The 21883-nt window shown below is 67.1% G+C and carries 21 protein-coding genes and 1 tRNA gene; 12 read left to right on the plus strand and 10 right to left on the minus strand.

The window, feature by feature from the left end; all coding sequences use genetic code 11:
* Window positions 1–245: 245 nt before the first annotated feature.
* Window positions 246–1880 carry a fatty acyl-AMP ligase gene (locus MMSP_RS07770; protein WP_020786165.1) on the plus strand — a complete coding sequence of 545 codons (1635 nt, stop codon included), beginning with the start codon at window positions 246–248 and terminating at the stop codon, window positions 1878–1880.
* Here the strand turns inward: MMSP_RS07770 and MMSP_RS29525 are convergent.
* Window positions 1873–2832 (minus strand): PE family protein, encoded by a 960-nt coding sequence (locus MMSP_RS29525; protein ID WP_304412626.1) that lies wholly within the window; start codon window positions 2830–2832, stop codon window positions 1873–1875. The two genes, MMSP_RS07770 and MMSP_RS29525, sit on opposite strands and share 8 nt — an antisense overlap.
* Between MMSP_RS29525 and MMSP_RS28205 the strand changes: the two genes are divergently transcribed.
* The gene (locus tag MMSP_RS28205) at window positions 2723–3049 is read left to right on the plus strand and encodes a hypothetical protein (RefSeq protein WP_020786167.1); all 327 of its coding nucleotides are present in this window, start codon (window positions 2723–2725) and stop codon (window positions 3047–3049) included. The genes MMSP_RS29525 and MMSP_RS28205 overlap by 110 nt on opposite strands.
* Before the next feature lie 184 nt (window positions 3050–3233).
* The gene (locus MMSP_RS07780) at window positions 3234–4142 is read left to right on the plus strand and encodes a DUF302 domain-containing protein (RefSeq protein ID WP_106407446.1); all 909 of its coding nucleotides are present in this window, start codon (window positions 3234–3236) and stop codon (window positions 4140–4142) included.
* A gap of 13 nt (window positions 4143–4155) precedes the next feature.
* Here MMSP_RS07780 and pth read toward each other — a convergent pair whose 3' ends face one another.
* The 8 genes from pth to MMSP_RS07820 all read right to left on the minus strand — a co-directional run bounded on the left by pth (window position 4156) and on the right by MMSP_RS07820 (window position 10275).
* Window positions 4156–4731 (minus strand): aminoacyl-tRNA hydrolase, encoded by a 576-nt coding sequence (pth, locus tag MMSP_RS07785; RefSeq protein WP_020726405.1) that lies wholly within the window; start codon window positions 4729–4731, stop codon window positions 4156–4158.
* 12 nt (window positions 4732–4743) lie between these two features.
* Window positions 4744–5388 carry a 50S ribosomal protein L25/general stress protein Ctc gene (locus MMSP_RS07790; RefSeq protein ID WP_020786169.1) on the minus strand — a complete coding sequence of 215 codons (645 nt, stop codon included), beginning with the start codon at window positions 5386–5388 and terminating at the stop codon, window positions 4744–4746.
* A gap of 229 nt (window positions 5389–5617) precedes the next feature.
* Window positions 5618–6499 (minus strand): oxidoreductase, encoded by an 882-nt coding sequence (locus tag MMSP_RS07795; RefSeq protein ID WP_020786170.1) that lies wholly within the window; start codon window positions 6497–6499, stop codon window positions 5618–5620.
* The gene (locus MMSP_RS07800; protein WP_200861969.1) at window positions 6499–7107 is read right to left on the minus strand and encodes an LpqN/LpqT family lipoprotein; all 609 of its coding nucleotides are present in this window, start codon (window positions 7105–7107) and stop codon (window positions 6499–6501) included. The genes MMSP_RS07795 and MMSP_RS07800 overlap by 1 nt, the downstream gene beginning before the upstream one ends.
* Window positions 7108–7151: 44 nt before the next feature.
* Entirely contained in the window at window positions 7152–7520 is a 369-nt protein-coding gene (arsC, locus tag MMSP_RS07805) for an arsenate reductase (glutaredoxin) (RefSeq protein ID WP_020729728.1), read from the minus strand.
* On the minus strand, window positions 7521–8501 hold the full coding sequence (locus MMSP_RS07810; protein WP_020786172.1) for a ribose-phosphate diphosphokinase: 981 nt from the start codon (window positions 8499–8501) through the stop codon (window positions 7521–7523). It lies immediately after the preceding gene.
* A 112-nt stretch (window positions 8502–8613) separates the two neighbouring features.
* On the minus strand, window positions 8614–10092 hold the full coding sequence (gene glmU, locus MMSP_RS07815) for a bifunctional UDP-N-acetylglucosamine diphosphorylase/glucosamine-1-phosphate N-acetyltransferase GlmU (RefSeq protein WP_020786173.1): 1479 nt from the start codon (window positions 10090–10092) through the stop codon (window positions 8614–8616).
* Window positions 10093–10203: 111 nt separating this feature from the next.
* Window positions 10204–10275: transfer RNA gene (locus MMSP_RS07820), tRNA-Gln, on the minus strand.
* A gap of 293 nt (window positions 10276–10568) precedes the next feature.
* On the opposite strand from MMSP_RS07820, the gene MMSP_RS07825 reads away from it, so the two are divergent.
* The 9 genes from MMSP_RS07825 (at window position 10569) to MMSP_RS07865 (ending at window position 21030) form a co-directional block, all read left to right on the plus strand.
* The gene (locus MMSP_RS07825) at window positions 10569–11162 is read left to right on the plus strand and encodes a TetR/AcrR family transcriptional regulator (RefSeq protein ID WP_011742173.1); all 594 of its coding nucleotides are present in this window, start codon (window positions 10569–10571) and stop codon (window positions 11160–11162) included.
* A gap of 66 nt (window positions 11163–11228) precedes the next feature.
* Complete coding sequence (mfd, locus tag MMSP_RS07830; protein ID WP_020786174.1) at window positions 11229–14897, plus strand: transcription-repair coupling factor; 3669 nt, start codon at window positions 11229–11231, stop codon at window positions 14895–14897.
* Window positions 14894–15994: a nucleoside triphosphate pyrophosphohydrolase gene (locus MMSP_RS07835; protein WP_020786175.1), complete on the plus strand. Its 1101-nt coding sequence runs from the start codon at window positions 14894–14896 to the stop codon at window positions 15992–15994. Before mfd ends, MMSP_RS07835 begins: the two co-directional genes overlap by 4 nt.
* A 354-nt stretch (window positions 15995–16348) precedes the next feature.
* On the plus strand, window positions 16349–17080 hold the full coding sequence (locus tag MMSP_RS07840; protein ID WP_020786176.1) for a lytic transglycosylase domain-containing protein: 732 nt from the start codon (window positions 16349–16351) through the stop codon (window positions 17078–17080).
* 80 nt (window positions 17081–17160) lie between these two features.
* Complete coding sequence (gene eno / locus MMSP_RS07845) at window positions 17161–18447, plus strand: phosphopyruvate hydratase (protein ID WP_012396016.1); 1287 nt, start codon at window positions 17161–17163, stop codon at window positions 18445–18447.
* A 33-nt stretch (window positions 18448–18480) separates the two neighbouring features.
* On the plus strand, window positions 18481–19182 hold the full coding sequence (locus MMSP_RS07850; RefSeq protein ID WP_011742168.1) for a septum formation initiator family protein: 702 nt from the start codon (window positions 18481–18483) through the stop codon (window positions 19180–19182).
* Complete coding sequence (locus MMSP_RS07855) at window positions 19175–19666, plus strand: DUF501 domain-containing protein (protein WP_020786177.1); 492 nt, start codon at window positions 19175–19177, stop codon at window positions 19664–19666. Before MMSP_RS07850 ends, MMSP_RS07855 begins: the two co-directional genes overlap by 8 nt.
* A gap of 19 nt (window positions 19667–19685) precedes the next feature.
* Entirely contained in the window at window positions 19686–20633 is a 948-nt protein-coding gene (locus MMSP_RS07860; protein WP_036426313.1) for a Ppx/GppA phosphatase family protein, read from the plus strand.
* A 103-nt stretch (window positions 20634–20736) separates the two neighbouring features.
* Window positions 20737–21030: a hypothetical protein gene (locus MMSP_RS07865; RefSeq protein ID WP_011742165.1), complete on the plus strand. Its 294-nt coding sequence runs from the start codon at window positions 20737–20739 to the stop codon at window positions 21028–21030.
* Window positions 21031–21116: 86 nt separating this feature from the next.
* On the opposite strand, the gene MMSP_RS07870 is transcribed toward MMSP_RS07865, so the two are convergent.
* On the minus strand, window positions 21117–21815 hold the full coding sequence (locus MMSP_RS07870) for an aspartate/glutamate racemase family protein (protein ID WP_020786179.1): 699 nt from the start codon (window positions 21813–21815) through the stop codon (window positions 21117–21119).
* Between the last annotated feature and the right edge of the window lie 68 nt (window positions 21816–21883).

Consider the following 21883-nt stretch of genomic DNA (forward strand, 5'->3'; position numbering starts at 1 on the left):
GATGAGCAAGATGGCGCGAGATTTTTGTCCGCCCAGCGCAGCGCTGGGCGGACGCCTAGTCACCGCCGGCTCGGCTCGCCGAGCCTTGCCCTTGCCCATCACGCGACCCGGTATCGGGTCGAGGATTCATCACTGATTCGAGACCTAACCGCTCCCCAATTGTGTGCGCGCGCCTGTCGCAATGTGACATCAAGCAGGCGGAACATGAAAACCCGGACCCTGGGGCCCGAACCGAGGAGGTTGCTTTGAGCAGGTTTACCGAAAAGATGTTCCGCAACGCTCGCGAGACCACCAAGGGCATGGTGACCGGTGAGCCGCACACCCCGGTTCGGCACACCTGGGGCGAGGTGCACGAGCGGGCCCGTCAGATCGCCGGAGGGCTTGCCGCCGCGGGCGTCGGCCCCGGCGACGCGGTCGGCGTGCTGGCCGGAGCCCCGGTGGAGATCGCTCCCACCGCCCAAGGGCTGTGGATCCGCGGCGCCAGCCTGACCATGCTGCACCAGCCCACCCCGCGCACCGACCTGGCGCTGTGGGCCGAGGACACCACGACCGTCGTCGACATGATCGAGGCCAAGGCCGTCGTCATCTCCGACCCGTTCATGGCCGCGGCTCCGGTGCTCGAGGAGCGCGGCATCAGGGTGCTCACCTTCGAGCAGCTGCTGGCATCCGAGCCCATCGACCCCGTCGAAGTCGGCGAAGACGAGCTGGCGCTGATGCAGCTGACATCGGGATCCACGGGTTCGCCCAAAGCCGTGCAGATCACCCACCGCAACCTGTTCGCAAACCTCGAGGCGATGTACATCAGCGCCGAGTACGACGCGGAAACCGACGTGATGGTCAGCTGGCTGCCGCTGTTCCATGACATGGGCATGATCGGGTTCCTGACCGTGCCGATGTACTTCGCCGGTGAGCTGGTCAAGGTCACCCCGATGGACTTCATGCGGGACACGCTGCTGTGGGCCAAGCTGATCGACAAGTACAAGGGCACGATGACGGCCGCCCCCAACTTCGCCTACTCGCTGTTCGCCAAGCGGCTGCGCAAACAAGCCAAGCCGGGCCAGTTCGACCTGTCCAGTCTGCGTTTCGCGCTCTCCGGTGCCGAGCCGGTAGAGCCGTCCGATGTCGAAGACCTGTGTGAAGCCGGCGCACCGTTCGGTCTGCGGCCGCAGGCGATCCTGCCGGCCTACGGGATGGCCGAAATCACCCTCGCGGTGGCCTTCTCCGAGTGCGGCGCCGGTCTGGTGGTCGACGAGGTTGACGCCGACCTGATGGCTGCGTTGCGGCGGGCGGTTCCTGCCGCCAAGGGCAACACCCGCCGGCTGGCCTCGCTGGGCCCGCTATTGCAGGGCATCGAGGCCCGCATCGTCGATGCGGACGGCAACGTGTTGCCCTCCCGGGGTGTCGGAGTGATCGAGTTGCGCGGCGAGTCCGTCACGCCCGGTTACCTCACCATGGGCGGATTCATCCCGGCTCAGGACCAGCTCGGCTGGTATGACACCGGCGACCTGGGCTACCAGATGGAAAACGGCCACGTCGTCGTGTGCGGGCGGGTCAAGGACGTCATCATCATGGCGGGTCGCAACATCTATCCCACCGACATCGAACGGGCCGCGGGCCGCGTCGAAGGGGTGCGTCCGGGTTGCGCGGTAGCGGTGCGCCTCGACGCCGGGCACTCGCGCGAGACCTTCGCCGTGGCCGTCGAGTCGAATGCCTACGAGGATCCCGCCGAAGTGCGCCGCATCGAGCACCAGGTGGCCCATGAGGTGGTCGCCGAGGTCGACGTGCGTCCGCGCAATGTTGTGGTGCTGGGTCCGGGCACCATCCCGAAGACCCCGTCGGGCAAGCTGCGTCGGTCCAACTCACTGACTCTGGTCACGTAGCCGCCGCGAAGAGACGGATAAAGGCAAGAAACAGGTAGAGGCCCCCGCCGCTGGCGGGGGCCTCTACCTGTTGCGCGCGCAGCCAGGTCAGCCGGATGCGCCGGGTTGCCCGGACGCACCGGTAGCACCGGTTACGCCGTCGCCACCAACCCCTCCGGTCCTGCCCCCTCCACCAGCACCCGTACCCCCGGTGCCACCAACCCCGCCGGTGCCGCCGGTGCCGCCGGCACCGCCCGCCCCGCGGTGCCCCTGCCGCCGGTGCCGACGCTGCAGGCGCCGCCGGTGCCGCCCGTGCCCCCTTGTTGGCCGGGGTTGCCGTCGGCACCAGCTCCACCGGTCTGGGCTGCGGGGCCGCTGAGGCCATCGGTGCCGCTCGCGGCCTGAAGGTAGGGCGCGGAGGGGTTGGTACCGGCCGCGCCGACAGAGCCGAGACCCCCGTGTCCGCCGGCGCCGCCGGTACCCAACAGGTAGGCGTCGCCGCCGGCGCCGCCACTACCACCGGGTTGGCCATTGCCGAACACGTAGGCGTCTCCGCCGTTGCCGCCGGCTCCACCATTGCCAAACAGCAGCCCGCCGTTGCCGCCGTTGCCGCCGGTTGGCCCGGTCCGCCGTCGGCCCCGTTGCCGATGAGCGGGCGCCCGGTGAGCGCGAGAGAGGGCGCGTTGACCGCGGACAACACGTTCTGCTCGACGGCGCTGAACGCGGCCTGCGTCTGTTGCAGGGGTGCGGCGCTGGCGGCCTCCGCGCCCGCATATGAGCTGCCGGCCGCTGCCAGGGCGTTTTCGAACTGCTGGTGAAGCCCCGAGGCCTGAGCCGCCAGCGCCTGATATGTCTGACCATAGGTGCCGAACAACGTCGCGACCGCCGCCGATACCTCATCGCCCGCGGCCGCCACCACGGATGTGGTCTGGGCCGCCGCTGCCGTGGTGGCCGCGTTGATGGCCGACCCAATTCGGGCCGTGTCCGCGGCCGCCGCGGACAATGCTTCGGGCGTTACGAGCACAAACGACATGGCGATTCCCTCTCTTGTACAGAGCCGCATTGTGGAGACCCGTCGGACTGCCGCCCCGGGCGACATCGTCGGTACCACAAGGGCATCCGGCCCCTACTGGCGCGCGCTTATGCTGGCGCGTTGGCTGCTGCCAGGACATGCACGCCTGGCCGACTGATCACGGTGTTCTCTGGGCAGCGAAGCAATGGTGGAATGTTCTTGCCAAAGTGACCGCTGCCACGGCTTTGCTAGCCGAACAGCCGGCCCCATCGCGGTGTCGAAGGGAGCAGTACCTGATGTTTCGCGGATCACGATCCCTAGCGGCGCGAGTCGCCGCACGCCTTTCTGTCGTTGCCGTTGTCGTGGCCTTTTCCGTGACCGGCTGTAGCGGCGGCAACAAGATCGCTACCGAATCGCCCAGCGCTTCGGTGACCACCGGTGCAGCAAACGGGCAGCGAACCGTTTCGACGACCTACATCACCTACACCTCGAGCCAGCCGTTCGAAGCCACCGCCGATGCGCTGCGCGCCGCCGCCGCCGACAACGGGATGCTCATCGTCGGTGACATCAACCAGGATGCTGAGCTGGCGGCCAACGGCCTGCGGTTGCCGGGCGCGCATAGCTTTTTTGTTGGTAACCCGCAGATCGGTAAGACGTTTTTCGATGCGACTCAAGCGATCGGCACGGTGGTTCCGGTACGGGTGCACGTCTGGGTGGATGGCGATGGCCCGGCGCATATCAGCTACATCGACCCGGCGCCGGAGTTCACCGCCGTCGATCCGGGCCTGGCCGACGCCGGTCAGAAGATCTCGCAAGCAATCCGCACCATCGCCGCGGCCGCGGCCGCGGGCGGCGGCACACCTCAGGAAACCAAGGTGGAGACCAGGTTCGTCACGGTCGACACATCGACCGCTTTCGAGGCGAGCATTGATGCGTTGCACTCGGCGGCCGACCAGAACGGGATGGTGATTCTCGGTGATGTGAATCAAGCTTCCAGGCTGGAAGCGATCGGAATGCAGCTACAGCGTTCACACAGCTTCTTCGTGGGTGATCCACAGATCGGCAAGACGCTGTTCGGTACCACTCAAGCGATCGGTGCGGTGGTTCCGGTGCGGGTCCATGTTTGGGCGGACGCCCGCGGTCCGGCGCACATCAGCTACTTCGATCCAGCTCCGCTGCTCACCGCCATCGACCCCGGTCGCGCTGAGGTGGGACAGCAGCTATCGCAGGCCATCCACGCCATCGCCGAAGCCGCGGCGGCCAAGCGCTAAACCCACACCGGCCTCACCAGGCGTGGACCCGGTTTTGGGCCGGCTCCAGGCCCATTTCGACGAGCAACTCGGTGGCGTCAGCGGCCTGTTCGCAGATCGTGGGTACTTCCGGACGCTCCGGTGAGCTGAAATTCTCCAGCACGAATGTCGCCGGATCCTTGCGGCCGGGCGGGCGGCCAATGCCGATGCGCACCCGCTGGAAGTCCTTGGTGCCCAGCGCCGCGGCCACCGAGCGCAATCCGTTGTGCCCGCCTTCGCCGCCCCCGAATTTGAGCCTGATGCGGCCGAAATCGAGGTCGAGCTCGTCGTGAATGACGATAAGGTCCGCCGGTGGCACCGAGTAAAACTTCGCCAGAGGTGCCACCTGGCGGCCCGACTCGTTCATGTAGCAGCGCGGTTTGGCCAGGACCACCGAGCGCTGCGCCAATCGACCCGTCACCACTTCGGCGCCGGAGCGTTTGTGCACCTTGAACTTTGCGCCCAGCCTGGCAGCAAGGAGGTCGGCAACCATGAACCCGAGGTTGTGCCGGGTACGGGCGTAGTTTTCCCCCGGGTTGCCCAGGCCGACGACCAATAACGGCTCGGCCATACTGCGAACCGCTTACTCGGACTCGGCTTCGGCTTGACCGCCCTCGCCCTCGGCTGCCGCGGACTCGGCGCTTTCTTCGCCACCCGCTTGCTCGAGGTCCTCGGCGGTCGGTGCGGTCACCACGTTCACGACCAGCATCTCGGGGTCGGAAATCAGACCGACGCCGGCAGGCAGCTCGATCTGCCCCGCGGTGAACTGGGTGCCAGGCTCCGCGCCTTCGATCGACACCGTCAGCTGCTCGGGAATCGACATGGCCTCGGCCTCGATTTCGATGGTGTTGGCCTCCTGGGTAACCAGGGTGCCGGGCGCGGCGTCGCCTTCGACGGCAACCGAGACCTCGACGACGACCTTCTCGCCGCGGCGCACCACCACCAAGTCGGCGTGCTGGATGGTGCGGCGGATCGGGTGGATGTCCAGCGCCTTGGTCAGCGCCAGCTGCTCCTCGCCCGCGATGTCGAGGGTGAACACCGCATTGGTGCCGGAGTTTCGAAGGACCGCCGCGTAGTCGTGGGCGGGTAGCTCCAAGTGCTGCGGCTCGGCGCCGTGGCCGTACATCACGGCCGGAACCTTGCCCTCACGGCGGGCTCGCCGGGAGGCGCCCTTGCCGGTCTCGGTGCGTACGGTAACCACTAGTTGGTTGACTGCAGCTTTGGCCATTGTGTCGCTCCTCTGGGCTTGGTGCCTGGTTCATGGCACGGGCGAGGATCGCGACAACCGTCGGTCTCCGTCGATAACGGTGCTCTGATCGGCACATACCCGTCAGCCACCCTCGCCGTGACACCCGGCAAGGTTAGCGCATCCGCACCTCGGAGTGGAAATTCGCGGCGGGCGGGGGTGCCCGCCGGCTACCCCAGCGACTGGTGGGGCTGGGCCGGTGTGGTGGCGCTCAGAACGGAAATTCGGCCCCCGTGAGCTGCTCGGACAGCTCCCACAGCGCGGCGGCCGTGACTGCGTTCTTGGCGCGCCGGCTGCGGCCCACCGATCGGGTGGGACCGACGTAGCCGAATCTGGGCCCGACATAGGTGTTGCCCGGCAGATCCTGAGAGGCGGCGTACAAAGTCTGGCGGGCCCCGAAATCGGCGTCGGTGGCGATCAGCCTGGTGCCGAACGACACGACCGCATCGCCGAGCTTGCGGCCCGAGGCCCCCTGCAGGTTGGTGTGGGAGAACCCCGGATGGGCGGCCAGCGCACGCAGCGGCGAGCCGGCCGCGTCCAGGCGCTTTTGCAGCTCGCTGGTGAACAGCAGGTTGGCGAGTTTGGACTGGCCGTAGGCCAGCCAGGGGGAGTACCGCCGGGACTGGTAGTTCAGGTCGGCCAAGTTGATCCGGCCCGTCCAGTGCGCCATGGACGACACCGTGACCACCCGGTCGGTGAGTTTGGGCAGCAACAGGTTGGTGAGCGCGAAATGGCCGAGGTGGTTGGTGCCGATCTGGCTCTCGAAGCCGTCCGCGGTCAGCGAGTAGGGCGTGGCCATGATGCCGGCGTTGTTGATCAGCAGGTCGGACTTGTCGACGCCGGCCGCGAATTCGCGAACCGATGACAGATCTTGCAGATCGAGGCGGCGGACCTCGACCGGGCCGGCATTGGGGCCGGTCATCTGTTGTGCGGCGGCCTCGCCCTTGCTCGTGTTGCGCACGGCCAGGATGACCCTGGTGCCATGGCGGGCCAGCTCGCGCGCGGTGACGGCGCCCAGCCCGCTGTTTGCGCCGGTCACGATGACCGTGCGCCCGGTGAACGACGGTAGATCCGCGGCGGTCCAGTCGGCCATCACTTCACCGCAACCACGAATCCGTTGATGATCGACTCGATGTCGGATGCGCTGCCGGCGGCCTGACTGGCCAGGCTGGTGATGGTCAGTTGGACCAGATGCCGCTGGTTGTCCGGCGGCGGCCCGGTGGGAATGACGATCCGATTCCAGCTGTGCATGCGGGCACCCTCGAGGTCGTAGCTGCCCTGCATCATCGACGAGGGAAAACCGTGAAAGTCTGCCGATGAGGCGTCCAGCTGTTTGAAGTTCTCGAACAGTTGCGCGTCGTCGTTGCCGCGCCTGGCGACGTCGGCGGGGTCGAAGTTCCCGCGCAGCAAGAACACGACCAGTCTGGCCGTGGGGTAGTGGCCGCCCTTGGAGATGATCACCGTTTCCGGGTTGATCTTCGGGCCCTCGTAGGGGGACCAGCCCGGTGGTGTCGGGATCGACACGGTAAGGCCTTTGAGGTCGCTCGGCGCGATCTGCTTTCCGCTGACCCCGATGCTTTCCAGGTACTGCGACAGCGGCACGGGCGGGGCGGTGGTGGCGGTGGTGCTGGTTGTTGCGCTCGTGGTCCAGATGGATTTGTAGTCAGGGGGCTCGGGTGTGCTGCAGGCAACCGCCGGCATCGTGACCGCGAGTGAAACGACGGCCGCTGCGATCCGGCGAGCTGTCACAGGATCTCGCGAACGGCCTCGACCGGCCGAGCCAGCCGGGTGCCCTTCGGGGTGACCACAAACGGCCGTTCGATGAGCACGGGGTGCTCGGCCATCGCGTCGAGCAGTTGCGCATCGGTCGCGTCGGCGAGGTTCAGCTCCTCGTACAGCCGGTCGCGTTTGCGCACGGCGGTGCGCACCTCGATGCCGGCATCGCCGATCATGCGCACCAACTCGTCCCGCGTCGGTGGTGTCTTCAGATACTGGACGACGGTCGGCTCCAGGCCCTGCTCACGCAGCAATTCCAGGGTCTTGCGCGACGTGCTGCACTTGGGATTGTGGTAGATGACGGCCTCGGGTGTGGTCCCCGCGGTTCCGGCGGCCATCTACGCGTCTCCGTCGAATAGTCCTGTGACTGAGCCGTTTTCGAATACGGCGCGGATGGTGCTGGCCAGCAGCGGAGCGATGGACAAGACCGTGAGCTGCGGAAAGCGCTTGGCCTCGGTAATCGGGAGGGTGTTGGTGACGATCACCTCGCGGGCACCGCATGCGGCCAGCCGCTCGGCGGCGGGGTCAGACAACACACCGTGGGTCGCCGCGATGATCACGTCGCCGGCGCCGTCGTTGCGCAGCAACTGCACCGCACCCGCAATCGTGCGGCCGGTGTCAATCATGTCGTCGATCAGCACGCAGGTCCGGCCGGCGACGTCGCCCACCACGCGGTTGGAGACCACCTGGTTGGGCACTCGCGGGTCGCGGGTCTTGTGGATGAAGGCCAGCGGAACGCCGCCCAGCGCGTCGGCCCATTTCTCGGCGATGCGCACCCGGCCCGAGTCGGGGGAGACCACGACCATGTTGTTGTCGGAGTAGTTGTCCCTGATGTAGCCGGTCAGCAGGTTCTGCCCGCGCATGTGGTCGACGGGTCCGTCGAAGAAGCCCTGGATCTGATCGGTGTGCAGGTCGACGGTCACGATTCGGTCGGCACCGGCGGTCTTGAGTAGATCGGCCATCAGCCGCGCCGAGATCGGTTCGCGGCCGCGGTGCTTCTTGTCCTGCCGGGCATAGGGGTAGAACGGCATGACCGCGGTGATCCGCTTGGCGCTGCCGCGCTTGAGCGCGTCGATCATGATCAGCTGTTCCATCAGCCAGGTGTTCACCGGTGCCGGGCAGGACTGCAGAACAAAGGCGTCACATCCACGCACCGACTCCTGGAAGCGCACGAAGATCTCGCCGTTGGCAAACTCACGCGCGGTCTGCGCGGTCACGTGAACGTCGAGTTCTTTGGCCACCTGTTCGGCCAGCTCCGGATGGGCGCGCCCGCTGAAGAGCATCAGGTTCTTGCGGTTATCGGTCCAGTCGTGGCTCAACGCGCTGCCCTCGCCGTTTCGGGATCAAAAGTGGGATCTGAATGGGAAATCGAACGCCTCATCGTACGTAGCGAAGGGCCTGCACATGTCGCCGGGTAGCCGAGAAGCGAATTCACGGTGTCTGATCGGCGTCGGGCGGCGGTGTGGATTGTTCGGCCGAGGCCTTGCGGGCGGCCTCAGCGGACGGGGTTCCCGGACGCTTCTGCTGCACCCAGTCTTCGATATTGCGCTGCGGTCCGCCGGACACCGCGAGCGCGCCCGGTGGAACATCGTCGCGGATCACGGTGCCGGCCCCGGTGTATGCGCCGTCGCCGACATTCACCGGTGCCACGAACCTGGTGCCGGCCCCGCTGCGCACGTGCGAGCCGATGGTGGCGCGGTTCTTGGTCATGCCGTCGTAGTTGACGAACACGCTGCCCGCACCGATGTTGCTGTCGTCGCCGATGTCGGCGTCGCCGACGTAGGTCAGGTGCGGCACCTTGGTGCCGGCGCCAATGGTCGAGTTCTTGGTCTCCACGAAGGCGCCCAGCTTGCCGCCGGTGCCCAGCACCGTGCCGGGCCGCAAGTAGGTGAAGGGGCCGACCGCGGCCGCTGCGCCGATCGATGACGAGCTGCCGTGGGTGCGTACCACCGAGGCGTTGTCCCCGACGGTGACGTCGGTCAGCGTCGTGTCGGGCCCGATTTCGCAGCGGTCGCCGATCTGGGTATGGCCCAGCAACTGGGTCCCCGGCTGGATAACGGTGTCGCGTCCGATCGCCACGTCCACGTCGATCCAGGTGGTTGCCGGGTCGATCACGGTGACGCCGGCCATCTGGTGGGCGGCCACTATCCGGCGGTTCAGCTCGGCGCCCAGCTGGGCCAGCTGGACCCGATCGTTGACGCCGGCCACCAGCGCGCTGTCGTCGATGTGGCGGGCGCTGACGGTTTGCCCGTCGCGGCGCAGGATGGCGATGACATCGGGCAGGTAGAGCTCCTGCTGGGCGTTGTCCGAGCTCAGCCTGCTCAACGCGGATTGCAGTGCGGTGATTTCGAAGGCGTAGACGCCGGCGTTGACCTCGCGGATTTCGCGCTGTGAGGGCGTCGCATCGGTCTGCTCGACAATGGCCATCACGGCGTTGTCCTGGGTGCGCAGGATGCGGCCGTAGCCGTGCGGGTCGCTCAACGTGGTGGTCAGCACCGTGACGGCGGACGACGTCGCGCTGTGGGTCTCGATCAGGTCGGCCAGCGTTTCGGCGTCCAACAGCGGGGTGTCGCCCGCGGTGACGACCACGATGCCGGAGTAGTCGGCGGGAAGCGCCGACAGGCCGCAGCGCACCGCGTCCCCGGTGCCCAGCGGCCGATCCTGCAACGTCACGTTGATGGTGCGACCGAGGGATTCGGCCAGCTCGTCGACCAGCGGGGAGATACGTTCGTGGCAGTGGCCGAGCACCACCACCAGGTGCTGCGGTGCGAGCTTGGCCATCGCGTGCAGTGAGTGGGACAGCATGCTGCGCCCGGCCAGGGTGTGCAGCACCTTGGGGGTGTCTGATCGCATCCGGGTGCCAGCCCCAGCCGCCAAGACCACGACCGCAGTGTCACCACGAAACGTCATCGACTCTCCTTTATTGGCTTTTTCTCACGCAAGCTAGGGGTCGGCGTGATGACACGCCCTCCAGGGTGTCATTTCACGTGGAGGTGGGCTAGATGGTGCCACCCAAACAAGCTCCGTCGCCAGGACTCGAACCTGAACTATCTGAACCAAAATCAGAGGTGCTGCCGATTACACCACGACGGACTGCCGGTCGACGGCGAGCATTTCGCCCGCTCGCCACTATGAAACTCTAACGGGTGGGTGGGCCGATTCCCGAGCCCGCCATATCCCGCCGACATCGTCGGCGCCCCATCCACGGTGCAATCCGGGCGCCCAGCGTGCGTGTGGGGCGCGAATATCGCCACCGAAGCGCACTGGAGACACAGTCGGCGCCCGGCCCACACGCTGGGCGCCGCGGGCCGGAAAACAGATACCCTGTTGGCGTGGCAGGGCCGGAGAAAATGCCGGAAAAAGAGGCAAAGGCGCCGCGCGCCCGGATGACGGGCAGCGAACGCCGGCATCAGCTGATCGGCATCGCGCGATCGTTGTTCGCCGAACGCGGCTACGACGGGACCTCGATCGAGGAGATCGCCCAGCGTGCCAACGTCTCCAAGCCGGTGGTCTACGAGCATTTTGGCGGCAAAGAGGGCCTGTACGCGGTGGTGGTCGACCGCGAAATGTCGGCCCTGCTGGACGGCATCACCTCGTCGTTGACCAACAACCGATCGCGAGTGCGCGTCGAGCGGGTCGCCCTGGCGTTGCTCACCTATGTCGAAGAACGCACCGACGGCTTTCGCATCATGATCCGCGACTCACCGGCGTCGATCAGCTCCGGAACCTATTCCAGCCTGCTCAACGACGCCGTCAGCCAGGTCAGCTCGATCTTGGCCGGCGACTTCGCCCGCAGGGGTCTGGACTCCGAGCTGGCCCCGCTGTATGCCCAGGCCTTGGTGGGTTCGGTGTCGATGACCGCGCAGTGGTGGCTCGACGCCCGCGAACCCAAAAAGGAAGTCGTCGCCGCGCACCTGGTCAACCTGGTCTGGAATGGGCTGACCCACTTGGAAGCCGATCCGCAGCTGCAAGACGAGTAGTCCGATCCGCCCATCGGCCGCCGGGCTCGATATCGAGAAACGACCGCGCCCTAGAATGGCCGCATCATGACCGCACCGGGGGCTGCTAGCCCAGATACCCCGATCGCGGGGCTCGTCGACTTGGCGCTTACCGCGCCGACTTTCCAGCAACTCATCGCGCGTGCCTCCGATCGCCCTGATGAATTGACGTTGGTCGGCCCGGCCAGCGCGCGCTCCTTCGTCGCCAGCGCACTGGCCCAACAGGGACCGCTGCTCGTGGTCACCGCCACCGGGCGTGAGGCCGACGACGTAACCGCGGAACTGCGGGGAGTCTTCGGCGAAGCCGTGGCGTTGTTCCCGTCCTGGGAGACCCTTCCGCACGAGCGGCTCTCACCCGGTGTCGACACGGTCGGCGCCCGGCTGCTGCTGCTGCGCCGGCTGGCTCATCCCGACGACACCCGGCTGGGCCCGCCGTTGCGCGTGGTGGTGACCGCGGTGCGCTCGCTGTTGCAGCCGATGACGCCGCAACTGGGCCGGCAGGAACCGGTCAGTCTGAGTGTCGGACAAGAAATCGGATTCGATGAAGTCATCGCCCGGCTGGTCGAGCTGGCCTACACCCGGGTCGACATGGTGGGCCGGCGGGGCGAGTTCGCCGTCCGCGGGGGCATTCTGGACCTCTTCGCGCCGACCGCCGAGCACCCGGTGCGGGTCGAATTCTGGGGCGACGAGATCACCGAAATGCGCATGTTCTCGGTCGCCGACCAGCGCTCCATTCCCGAGATCGAGGTCAGCACGCTGGTCGCGGTGGCCTGCCGGGAGCTGCTTCTGACTGAAGACGTACGGGCGCGAGCCGCGGCGCTGGCCGCCCAGCACCCGGCTTCGGAGAACACCGTGACCGGCAGCGTCATCGACATGCTGGCCAAACTGGCCGAGGGCATCCCGACCGATGGGATGGAAGCGCTGCTGCCGGTGTTGCGCCCCGATGACCATGCGCTGTTGACCGATCAGCTTGCCGAGGGCACTCCGGTGCTGGTGTGCGACCCGGAGAAGGTGCGCACCCGGGCCGCCGATTTGATCAAGACGGGCCGCGAGTTCCTCGAGGCCTCATGGTCGGTCGCGGCGATGGGAACCGACGCGCCCGTCGACGTCGAAGCCCTGGGTGGGTCCGGCTTTGCCGAGCTGGAGCAGGTGCAGACCGCGGCGAGCAGTTCCGGGCACCCGTGGTGGACGTTGAGCCAGCTGTCCGAGGAATCGGCGACGGAGCTGGAGGTCCGCGCGGCGCCCTCGGCTCGTGGGCACCAGAAGGATATCGACGACATCTTTGCGATGCTGCGCGCGCATGTCTCGACCGGCGGGTACGCGGTGATGGTGGAGCCCGGGACCGGCACCGCCCATCGCATGGTGGAGCGGCTGGCCGAATCCGACATTCCCGCCGCCATGCTGGAACCCGGCGCCGCACCCAAGTTGGGCGTGGTGGGCGTGCTCAAGGGGCCGCTGCGCGACGGCGTCATCGTCCCCGGCGCCAACTTGGTCGTGGTCACCGAGACGAATCTGACCGGCAACCGGGCCACGGCGGTCGAGGGCAAGCGCCTGGCGGCCAAGCGGCGAAACACCGTCGATCCACTGGCCCTGACGGCCGGCGATCTGGTGGTGCACGATCAGCACGGCATCGGCCGGTTCGTGGAGATGGTCGAGCGCACCGTCGGGGGTGCCCGGCGCGAGTACCTGGTGCTCGAATACGCCTCCGCCAAGCGGGGCGGTGGTTCCGACAAGCTGTATGTCCCGATGGATTCGCTGGACCAGTTGTCGCGATATGTCGGCGGGCAGGCGCCAGCACTGAGCCGGCTCGGCGGCAGTGACTGGACCAACACCAAGACCAAGGCGCGCAAGGCGGTGCGGGAAATCGCCGGCGAACTGGTGGCGCTCTACGCCAAGCGGCAGGCCAGCCCCGGGCATGCGTTCGCCCCTGACACACCGTGGCAGGCCGAGATGGAGGACGCGTTCGGTTTCACCGAAACCGTCGACCAGCTCACCGCGATCACCGAGGTCAAGGGCGACATGGAAAAGTCCATCCCGATGGACCGGGTGATCTGCGGTGATGTCGGCTACGGCAAGACCGAAATCGCGGTGCGGGCGGCGTTCAAGGCCGTTCAGGACGGCAAACAGGTTGCCGTGCTGGTGCCCACCACGCTGTTGGCCGACCAGCATCTGCAAACCTTCACCGACCGGATGGCCGGGTTCCCGGTCACGGTCAAGGGTCTGTCCCGCTTCACCGACCCCGCCGAGTCACGCACGGTGATCGAGGGCATGGCCGACGGATCGGTCGACGTGGTGATCGGCACGCACCGGCTGCTGCAGACCGGCGTGCGCTGGAAAGACCTGGGCTTGGTCGTGGTCGACGAGGAACAGCGGTTCGGTGTCGAGCACAAGGAGCACATCAAGTCGTTGCGCAGCCACGTCGACGTCTTGACGATGAGCGCCACCCCCATTCCGCGCACGCTGGAGATGAGCCTGGCCGGTATTCGGGAGATGTCGACCATCCTGACGCCCCCCGAGGAGCGCTACCCGGTGCTGACCTACGTGGGACCCCATGACGACAAGCAGGTCGCCGCGGCGCTGCGGCGCGAGCTGCTGCGCGACGGGCAGGCGTTCTATGTGCACAACCGGGTCAGTTCCATCGACGACACCGCCGCGCGGATTCGCAAACTCGTGCCCGAGGCGCGGGTGGTCGTCGCGCATGGGCAGATGCCCGAGGATCTGCTGGAACGCACCGTCCAGGGATTCTGGCAGCGTGAATTCGACATCTTGGTCTGCACCACGATCGTGGAGACCGGCTTGGACATCTCCAACGCCAACACGCTGATCGTCGAACGGGCCGACACCTTCGGGTTGTCTCAGCTGCACCAGCTGCGCGGCCGAGTGGGCCGTAGCCGTGAGCGCGGTTACGCCTACTTCTTGTACCCGCCGCAGGCGCCGCTGACCGAGACCGCCTACGACCGGTTGGCGACCATCGCGCAAAACAACGAGCTTGGCGCGGGCATGGCGGTCGCGCTCAAGGACCTGGAGATCCGCGGCGCGGGCAACGTGCTCGGCGTCGAGCAGTCGGGGCACGTCGCCGGAGTCGGCTTCGACCTCTATGTGCGTTTGGTGGGCGAGGCCGTCGAGGCGTATCGGGCCGCCGCCGACGGCAAGATGGTGACCACTCCCGAGGAGCCCAAGGATGTGCGGATCGACCTGCCGGTCGACGCCCACCTGCCACCGGACTACATCGGCAGCGATCGCCTGCGGTTGGAGGCCTACCGGCGGCTCGCCACCGCCACCTCCGACAGTGGCGTCGCGGCCGTGGTGGACGAACTCATCGACCGCTACGGGGCTTTGCCGGAGCCGGCACTGCGGCTGGTCGCGGTGGCGCGGTTGCGGCTGCTGTGCCGGGCCTCGGGCATCACCGACGTGTCGGCGCCGTCTTCGGCGACAGTTCGGCTGGCACCGATGGATCTGCCCGATTCCGCCCAGGTGCGGCTCAAGCGGATGTATCCGGGAGGCCACTACCGGGCTACGACGTCCACCGTGCAGGTACCCATCCCGCGTGACGGTGGCGTCGGTGCGCCGCGCATCCGGGATGTGGAATTGGTGCAGATGGTGGCCAATCTGGTGACGGCATTGGCAGGCAAGCCGCAACAAGATATTGGTAGAACCAGTTTGTCCGAAGACGATGCGGGCGCCACCGCGTCGGGTAAGGAGCGGCAAGCGCGATGATTGTCGTCCTGGTCGACCCCCGCCGTCCGTCGCTGGTGCCTGTCGAAGCCATCGAGCTGCTCGGGGGCACCGTGCAATACACCGAGGAGATGCCGATCGCCGTGCCCTGGTCACTGCCCGACGCGCATCCGGTGCACGTGGGCGAGGAGGCGCCGGTGCTGTTGTCGTCCGACCCGAACCACCCCGCGGTGGTGGCGAGGCTGGCGGCAGGGGCCAGGCTGATCGCGGCGCCGGATCGCCGGCGCGGGGAACGCCTGCTCGATGCCGTGGCGATGATGGACAAACTGCGCACCGACGGGCCGTGGGAAAGTGAGCAGACCCACGACTCGTTGCGGCGCTACCTGCTCGAAGAGACCTACGAGCTGCTCGACGCGGTACACAGTGGCAGCGCCGACCAGTTGCGCGAGGAGCTTGGGGACCTGCTGCTTCAGGTGCTTTTCCATGCCCGCATCGCTGAAGATGCGGCATTGCTTCCGTTCACCATCGATGACGTCGCCGACACGCTGATGCGCAAGCTCGGCAACCGGGCACCGGGAGTACTTGCCGGCGAATCGATTTCGCTGCAAGAGCAGATGGCCCAGTGGGAGGAAGGCAAGGCGGCGGAAAAGGCGCGCAATCCACGCGAGTCGGTATTGGACGACGTTCCCACCGGTCAGCCCGCGTTAGCGTTGGCGCAGAAGGTGATTGCGCGGGTCTGCAATGCCGGCCTGCCGGTGCAGCTGATCCCCGCCGAAATCACCTCGATTGCCGTGTCGGCGGATATCGACGCGGAAAACTGCTTGCGCGCCGCGGTTTTGGACTTCTCGGATAACGTTCGCCGCGCCGAGCGGGCGATTGTGGCCGCCCGGCGCGGCGACGCCGTGGCAGAGGAACTCGACATGGCGCCGGTCGGGACGATCACCGAGCAGGAGTGGCTGGTGCACTGGCCGTCTGGCAGCGCGGGGGCCGATGTGGCGCCGGAGCCCGTGGTCGACGAAGAACCGCCGCAAGAACCAGCAGAGCCCGAAGAACAAGTCGAGGCGCCTGCCGAAGGCGAGACCCCCAAAGAATCCCGGGAATCCCGCGGCGGCAGCAAGAAGCGGAAGGGCAGGCGCTAGGACGAGTCGTCCGCGCACTAGCGGGGACTTCGGAGGCGCTTGAGCCGGTTCTCGCCAACTTTGCGGGGACTCAGAGCCGCTCCATATCAAGCGACCTTTATGAGGTTTGCTGAAATAGCTGTTTTCCAGATAGAAGCTAAAAATTGCGCTTGCTGGCCTGATCTTCGGCTAACCAATTCCAGTACCAGGATGCACTCCTGGCCGTGTGCTGGATGAGAACTGCGACGGGGTAACTCTCAAACCCATGGGACGATGATTTAGGTCGTAGCGGCCGCCAAGTCGGAACGTGAGCGCGCGGACGGCGAAGTGGCCCAACGGACGCGTAGAGCGCCAGCAGTAGCCAAAGGGAGGATTGTGTCGCCAAGACGTTGGTTGCGCGCGGCCGCCGTTATTGGCGCGACCGCGATGCTCTTGGCGTCAAGTTGCACCTGGCAGCTCAGCTTGTTCATCCCCGAAGGGGTGCCGCCGCCACCGGGTGATCCGGTGCCGCCGGTGGACACCTACGCCAGCGGTCGGCCCGCCGATCAGCTGCGGGAATGGGTCGAGCAACGCGCCCCGGCGCTGGAGATGCCGGTGATTGCGCTGGAGGCCTACGCCTACGCCGCTCGGGTTGCGGAGGTCGAGAACCCGAAGTGCCATATCGCGTGGACCACGCTGGCGGGCATCGGGCAGGTGGAAAGTCACAACGGCACCTATCGGGGCGCGACCATAGCGCCCAACGGGGACGTGCGGCCTCCCATTCGCGGCGTGCGCCTGGACGGAACCGGCGGCACCCTGCGCATCGTCGATAGCGAGCGTGCCAACCTCGACGGTGACGACGGCGTGGAGCGTGCGATGGGGCCGATGCAGTTCATCTCCGAAACCTGGCGGCTCTACGGGGTGGATGCCAACAATGACGGCATCGTCAGTCCGGACAACATCGACGACGCCGCGCTTTCGGCGGCCGGGTATTTATGCTGGCGCGGTAAAGATCTCGCGACTGCGCGGGGATGGATCACCGCTTTGCGCGCCTACAACAACTCCGGCGTCTACGCTCGGGCGGTGCGCGACTGGGCGACCGCTTACGCGGCGGGCCACCCGCTGTAGAAAGATGGAACGCTGACCCAGGCTTTACGCTAAAGGCTGCCGGGGACCTCAACGAACGCCAGGACACAAAGGAGAACCCAGTGCCGATAATCGAGCAGGTCGGGGCCCGCGAGATCCTCGATTCCCGCGGCAACCCGACCGTCGAGGTCGAGGTGGCTCTGATCGACGGAACCTTTGCCCGGGCCGCGGTGCCGTCGGGCGCGTCGACCGGTGAGCATGAGGCCGTCGAACTGCGCGACGGTGGCGATCGCTACGGCGGCAAGGGCGTCAAGAAGGCAGTGGAAGCCGTGCTCGATGAGATCGGCCCGGCGGTCATCGGACTCAACGCCGACGACCAGCGCTTGGTCGATCAGGCCCTGGTTGATCTCGATGGCACGCCCGACAAGTCCCGGTTGGGGGGCAACTCGATCCTCGGCGTCTCGCTGGCGGTGGCCAAGGCGGCTTCGGAATCGGCCGAACTGCCGCTGTTCCGCTACATCGGCGGGCCCAACGCCCACATCCTTCCGGTGCCGATGATGAACATCCTCAACGGCGGCGCACACGCGGACACGGGCGTGGACATTCAGGAGTTCATGGTGGCCCCGATCGGTGCGCCCAGCTTCAGTGAGGCATTGCGCTGGGGCGCGGAGGTGTACCACGCGCTCAAGGCGGTGCTCAAGAAGGCCGGGCTGTCCACCGGTTTGGGCGACGAGGGTGGTTTTGCTCCCGATGTGGCCAGCACCACCGCGGCACTCGATCTGATCAGCCAGGCCATCGAGGCGGCGGGCTTCAAGCCCGGTGTGGACGTGGCTTTGGCGCTCGATGCGGCCGCCAACGAATTCCACGCCGACGGCAGCTACACCTTCGAGGGCACGCCCCGCACCGCCGCGCAGATGACGGAGTTCTACGCCGGGCTGCTCGGCTCCTATCCGCTGGTCTCCATCGAAGATCCGCTCTACGAGAACGATTGGGACGGGTGGGCCGCACTGACGGCCGAGATCGGTGACCGGGTACAGATCGTCGGCGACGACGTGTTCGTCACCAATCCCGAGCGGCTCGAAGAGGGCATCGACCGGGGCGTGGCCAATGCGCTGCTGGTCAAGGTGAATCAGATCGGGACGCTGACCGAGACGCTCGACGCGGTCGCGCTGGCGCACCACAGCGGCTACCGCACGATGATCAGCCACCGCAGCGGTGAGACGGAGGACACCATCATTGCCGACCTGGCGGTGGCCGTCGGCAGCGGCCAGATCAAGACGGGCGCACCCGCCCGCAGCGAGCGTGTGGCCAAGTACAACCAGCTGCTTCGGATCGAAGAGGCTCTCGGTGACGCGGCCCGCTACGCCGGCGATCTGGCCTTCCCCCGATTCGTTGCGGACCCGAAATAGGCCGACGGCCGACGGAAACGTGGCTGAAGCTTCATGGCCGACGCGAAACGTCCCGATCCGAAGCGCCGATCCCCGGCATCGCGCCCGGGTAAAGCCGGCGAGTCGGCGCGCGGGCGTCGCACCACTTCGGTGTCCAGGCCCACACAAGCGGCCAACACCGGGCCGGCCGCCAGTCGCAACACCGCCCGAACGCTGCGTGAACATGTCGTCGAACCCATCAAGCGCTCATTCACCGAATCGGTGGAGCAGCGATCCGACCAACGTTTGGGTTTCACCGCCCGGCGTGCGGCCGTGCTGGCCGCGGTCGTCTGCGTGTTGACCCTGACCATCGCCGGGCCGGTTCGGACCTACTTCGCCCAGCGCACCGAAATGGAGCAATTGTCCGCAACCGAAGCGGCGCTGCGCCGCCAGATCGCCGATCTCGAGCAGCGCAAGGGCCAACTGGCCGACCCGGCCTACATTGCGGCGCAGGCCCGTGAGCGCCTTGGCTTTGTGATGCCGGGGGACATTCCATTTCAGGTCCAGCTGCCGCCCGGGGCGGTGGTGGCCCCGCAACCGGGCACCGATGCCGCCATGCCCACGAAGGGTGACCCTTGGTATACGTCGCTTTGGCACACCATTGCCGACGCGCCGCACCTTCCGCCCGCCGCCGCTGAACCTCCCGCCCCGGAGCCCGAACCTGAGCCCGGACTGCCCGCACCCGTACCGCCCGAGCCGACGGCCCCCGGTGGTTGATCCCGCGGACCTGGAGGCGGTGGCGCGTCAGCTCGGCCGCGAGCCGCGTGGGGTGCTGGAGATCGCCTACCGATGCCCCGACGGCGAACCCGGCGTGGTCAAGACCGCGCCCAGACTGCCCGACGGCACACCGTTTCCCACGCTCTACTACCTGACGCATCCGGAGCTCACGGCGGCCGCCAGCAGGCTCGAGACCACCGGTCTGATGCGCGAGATGACCGAGCGGCTGGGCGACGATCCCGAACTGGCCGCGGCGTATCGGCGGGCGCACGAGTCCTATCTGGCCGAGCGTGACGCGATCGATCCACTGGGAACCAAGGTTTCGGCTGGCGGCATGCCCGATCGGGTCAAGTGCCTGCATGTGTTGATCGCGCATTCATTGGCCAAGGGGCCCGGGGTTAACCCGTTTGGCGATGAGGCGGTGGCGTTGCTGGCCGCCGAGCCGGGCGCGGCGGCGAACCTGGTGGCGGGACAGTGGCTTTGAAGGGGACGATGGGGACGTGATGAGCCGGGTCGCCGCGATCGACTGCGGTACCAATTCGATTCGGTTGCTCATCGCCGACGCCGGCGGTGGGCAGCTCAATGACGTGCACCGAGAAACGCGGATAGTCAGGTTGGGCCAGGGTGTCGACGCGACCGGTCAGTTTGCGCCGGAAGCGATTGCCCGGACCCGGGCCGCGTTGACTGATTACGCGGCCCTGCTGAAGGTGCACGGCGTCGAACGGGTACGGATGGTCGCCACGTCGGCCACCCGTGACGCCGCCAACCGGGACAGCTTCTTTGCCATGACCGCCGAGGTGCTCGGTGCAGTGCTGCCCGGCGCGATCGCCGAGGTGATCACCGGGGCCGAAGAGGCGGAGCTGTCGTTTTCCGGCGCGGTCGGCGAACTGGACAGCGCCGGAGCGCCTTTCGTGGTCGTCGATCTCGGCGGCGGATCCACCGAGATCGTGCTCGGCAAGGCGGGCAACGAAGTCACCGCGAGTTACTCGGCCAACATCGGCTGTGTTCGGCTGACCGAACGCTGCCTGCACTCCGATCCGCCGACGCCCGATGAGGTGGCCGCCGCCCGCCTGGTGGTGCGCGAAGAGCTGGAACCCGCGTTGCGTGCGGTCCCCGTCGAGGAGGCCCGGACTTGGGTCGGCCTGGCCGGAACGATGACCACGTTGTCCGCCCTGGCCCACAACATGACTACCTATGATTCTGCGGCCATTCATCTTTCGCGAGTCGCCGGCGCTGATCTGCACGCGGTGTGTGACCGGCTGATAGCGATGACGCGCGAGCAGCGTGCCGCACTCCCACCGATGCATGAGGGCCGGGTCGACGTGATCGGCGGCGGCGCGATCGTGGTCGAAGAACTGGCTCGCGAGTTGCGCAGCCGCGCCGGCATCGACGAGCTGACCGTCAGCGAGCACGACATCCTGGACGGCATCGCCCTGGCGCTCTGCGACTAGGTCACATCTGCCACACCGGTCCCGGTGGGCGAGTGGCACTCTTTTTGCCCGCCTCGCAGCGACAAGCTCGGTTGATGTCATACCCGCGTGCGACCGTTCGGCAATGAGCTACCTACTTGCCGGCATCGAGCTTCGATACGTGCTGACTATGCAGTTGTCCCAACACGGGCCAGCGACCATCGCCGAAATGATCGACGCGCTGGACTGGCACCACTTTTCGGTCCGCGGCAGGGCATCCAAGGCGCTGTCAGATGCGTTGCGCTGGGAAATCGGACGCGGCAGGGTGCGCCGACTCGGACGCGGTCGCTATGGCCCGGCCGAAATTCCGCGGGGGACCGAACACCGGATCCACCGGCGGGTGCTGGCTTTGCGCGCGGCAGCCAGGCTGTCGCTGTGAGGCGGGCAAAAATTGTGTTGCCTCAAGCGGTGACTCCTGTGGCAGAAGTGGCGTACGCCTGCAGGCGGTAGCCACGTCGGCTCTGGTTATTTCTTTGGCGGGCTTGCGTATTCACCGTGCTTGGCCGTACGCAAACCCAATGTCACGAGTGACTGCACCAGCACCGTGGCGGCGCTGACCCCGTCCACCACGGGAACGCCGATCTCCTCGGAGATCGAGTGGCATATGTCGGCCATTCCCGCGCAGCCCAGCACGATGCTGTCGGAGCGATCCACCTTGATGGCGGTGCGACACGCGTCGGTGACGATCGCGCGCGCCCGTGAGTCCGTCTCGAGGTCGAGCACCGGGATTTCGCAGGCGTGGACGCCCAGGCAGAACCGGTCCATGCCGTAGCGTTCGGCGAGCTCCGCGGCGCGTCCCGTGGTGCGAGCCAGGGTGGTGACCACCGAGAATCCCCGGCCGAGATGGCTGGCGGTATGCATGGCCGCTTCGGCGATCCCAATCACAGGCCCCCGAGCCAGCTCCCGAGCGGCGTCGAGGCCGGGGTCGCCGAAGCAGGCGATCACGTAGCCGTCAGCTCCCGAATGCTCACCTTGCTCGATGGCCTGCAGTAGGCCGGGGACGCTCATGGCCTCGTCGTAGTGACTTTCAATCGACGGCGGACCAATCGGGGAGGTCACCGCCGTGATTTCGGTGCCGGGGCCGGCCACCGCCCGCGCGCAGCGGCCGATCGCGGTGGTCATTAATTCGGTGGTGTTCGGGTTGATCACCCAGATACGGAGCACAGCCAATCTTGCACCAAGGCACCGGATAGGGGTGATGCGCATCCCGGACCTATCGGGGCGAGCCGCCC

This window comes from Mycobacterium sp. 012931, assembly GCF_000419295.1.
GTDB lineage: Bacteria > Actinomycetota > Actinomycetes > Mycobacteriales > Mycobacteriaceae > Mycobacterium > Mycobacterium marinum.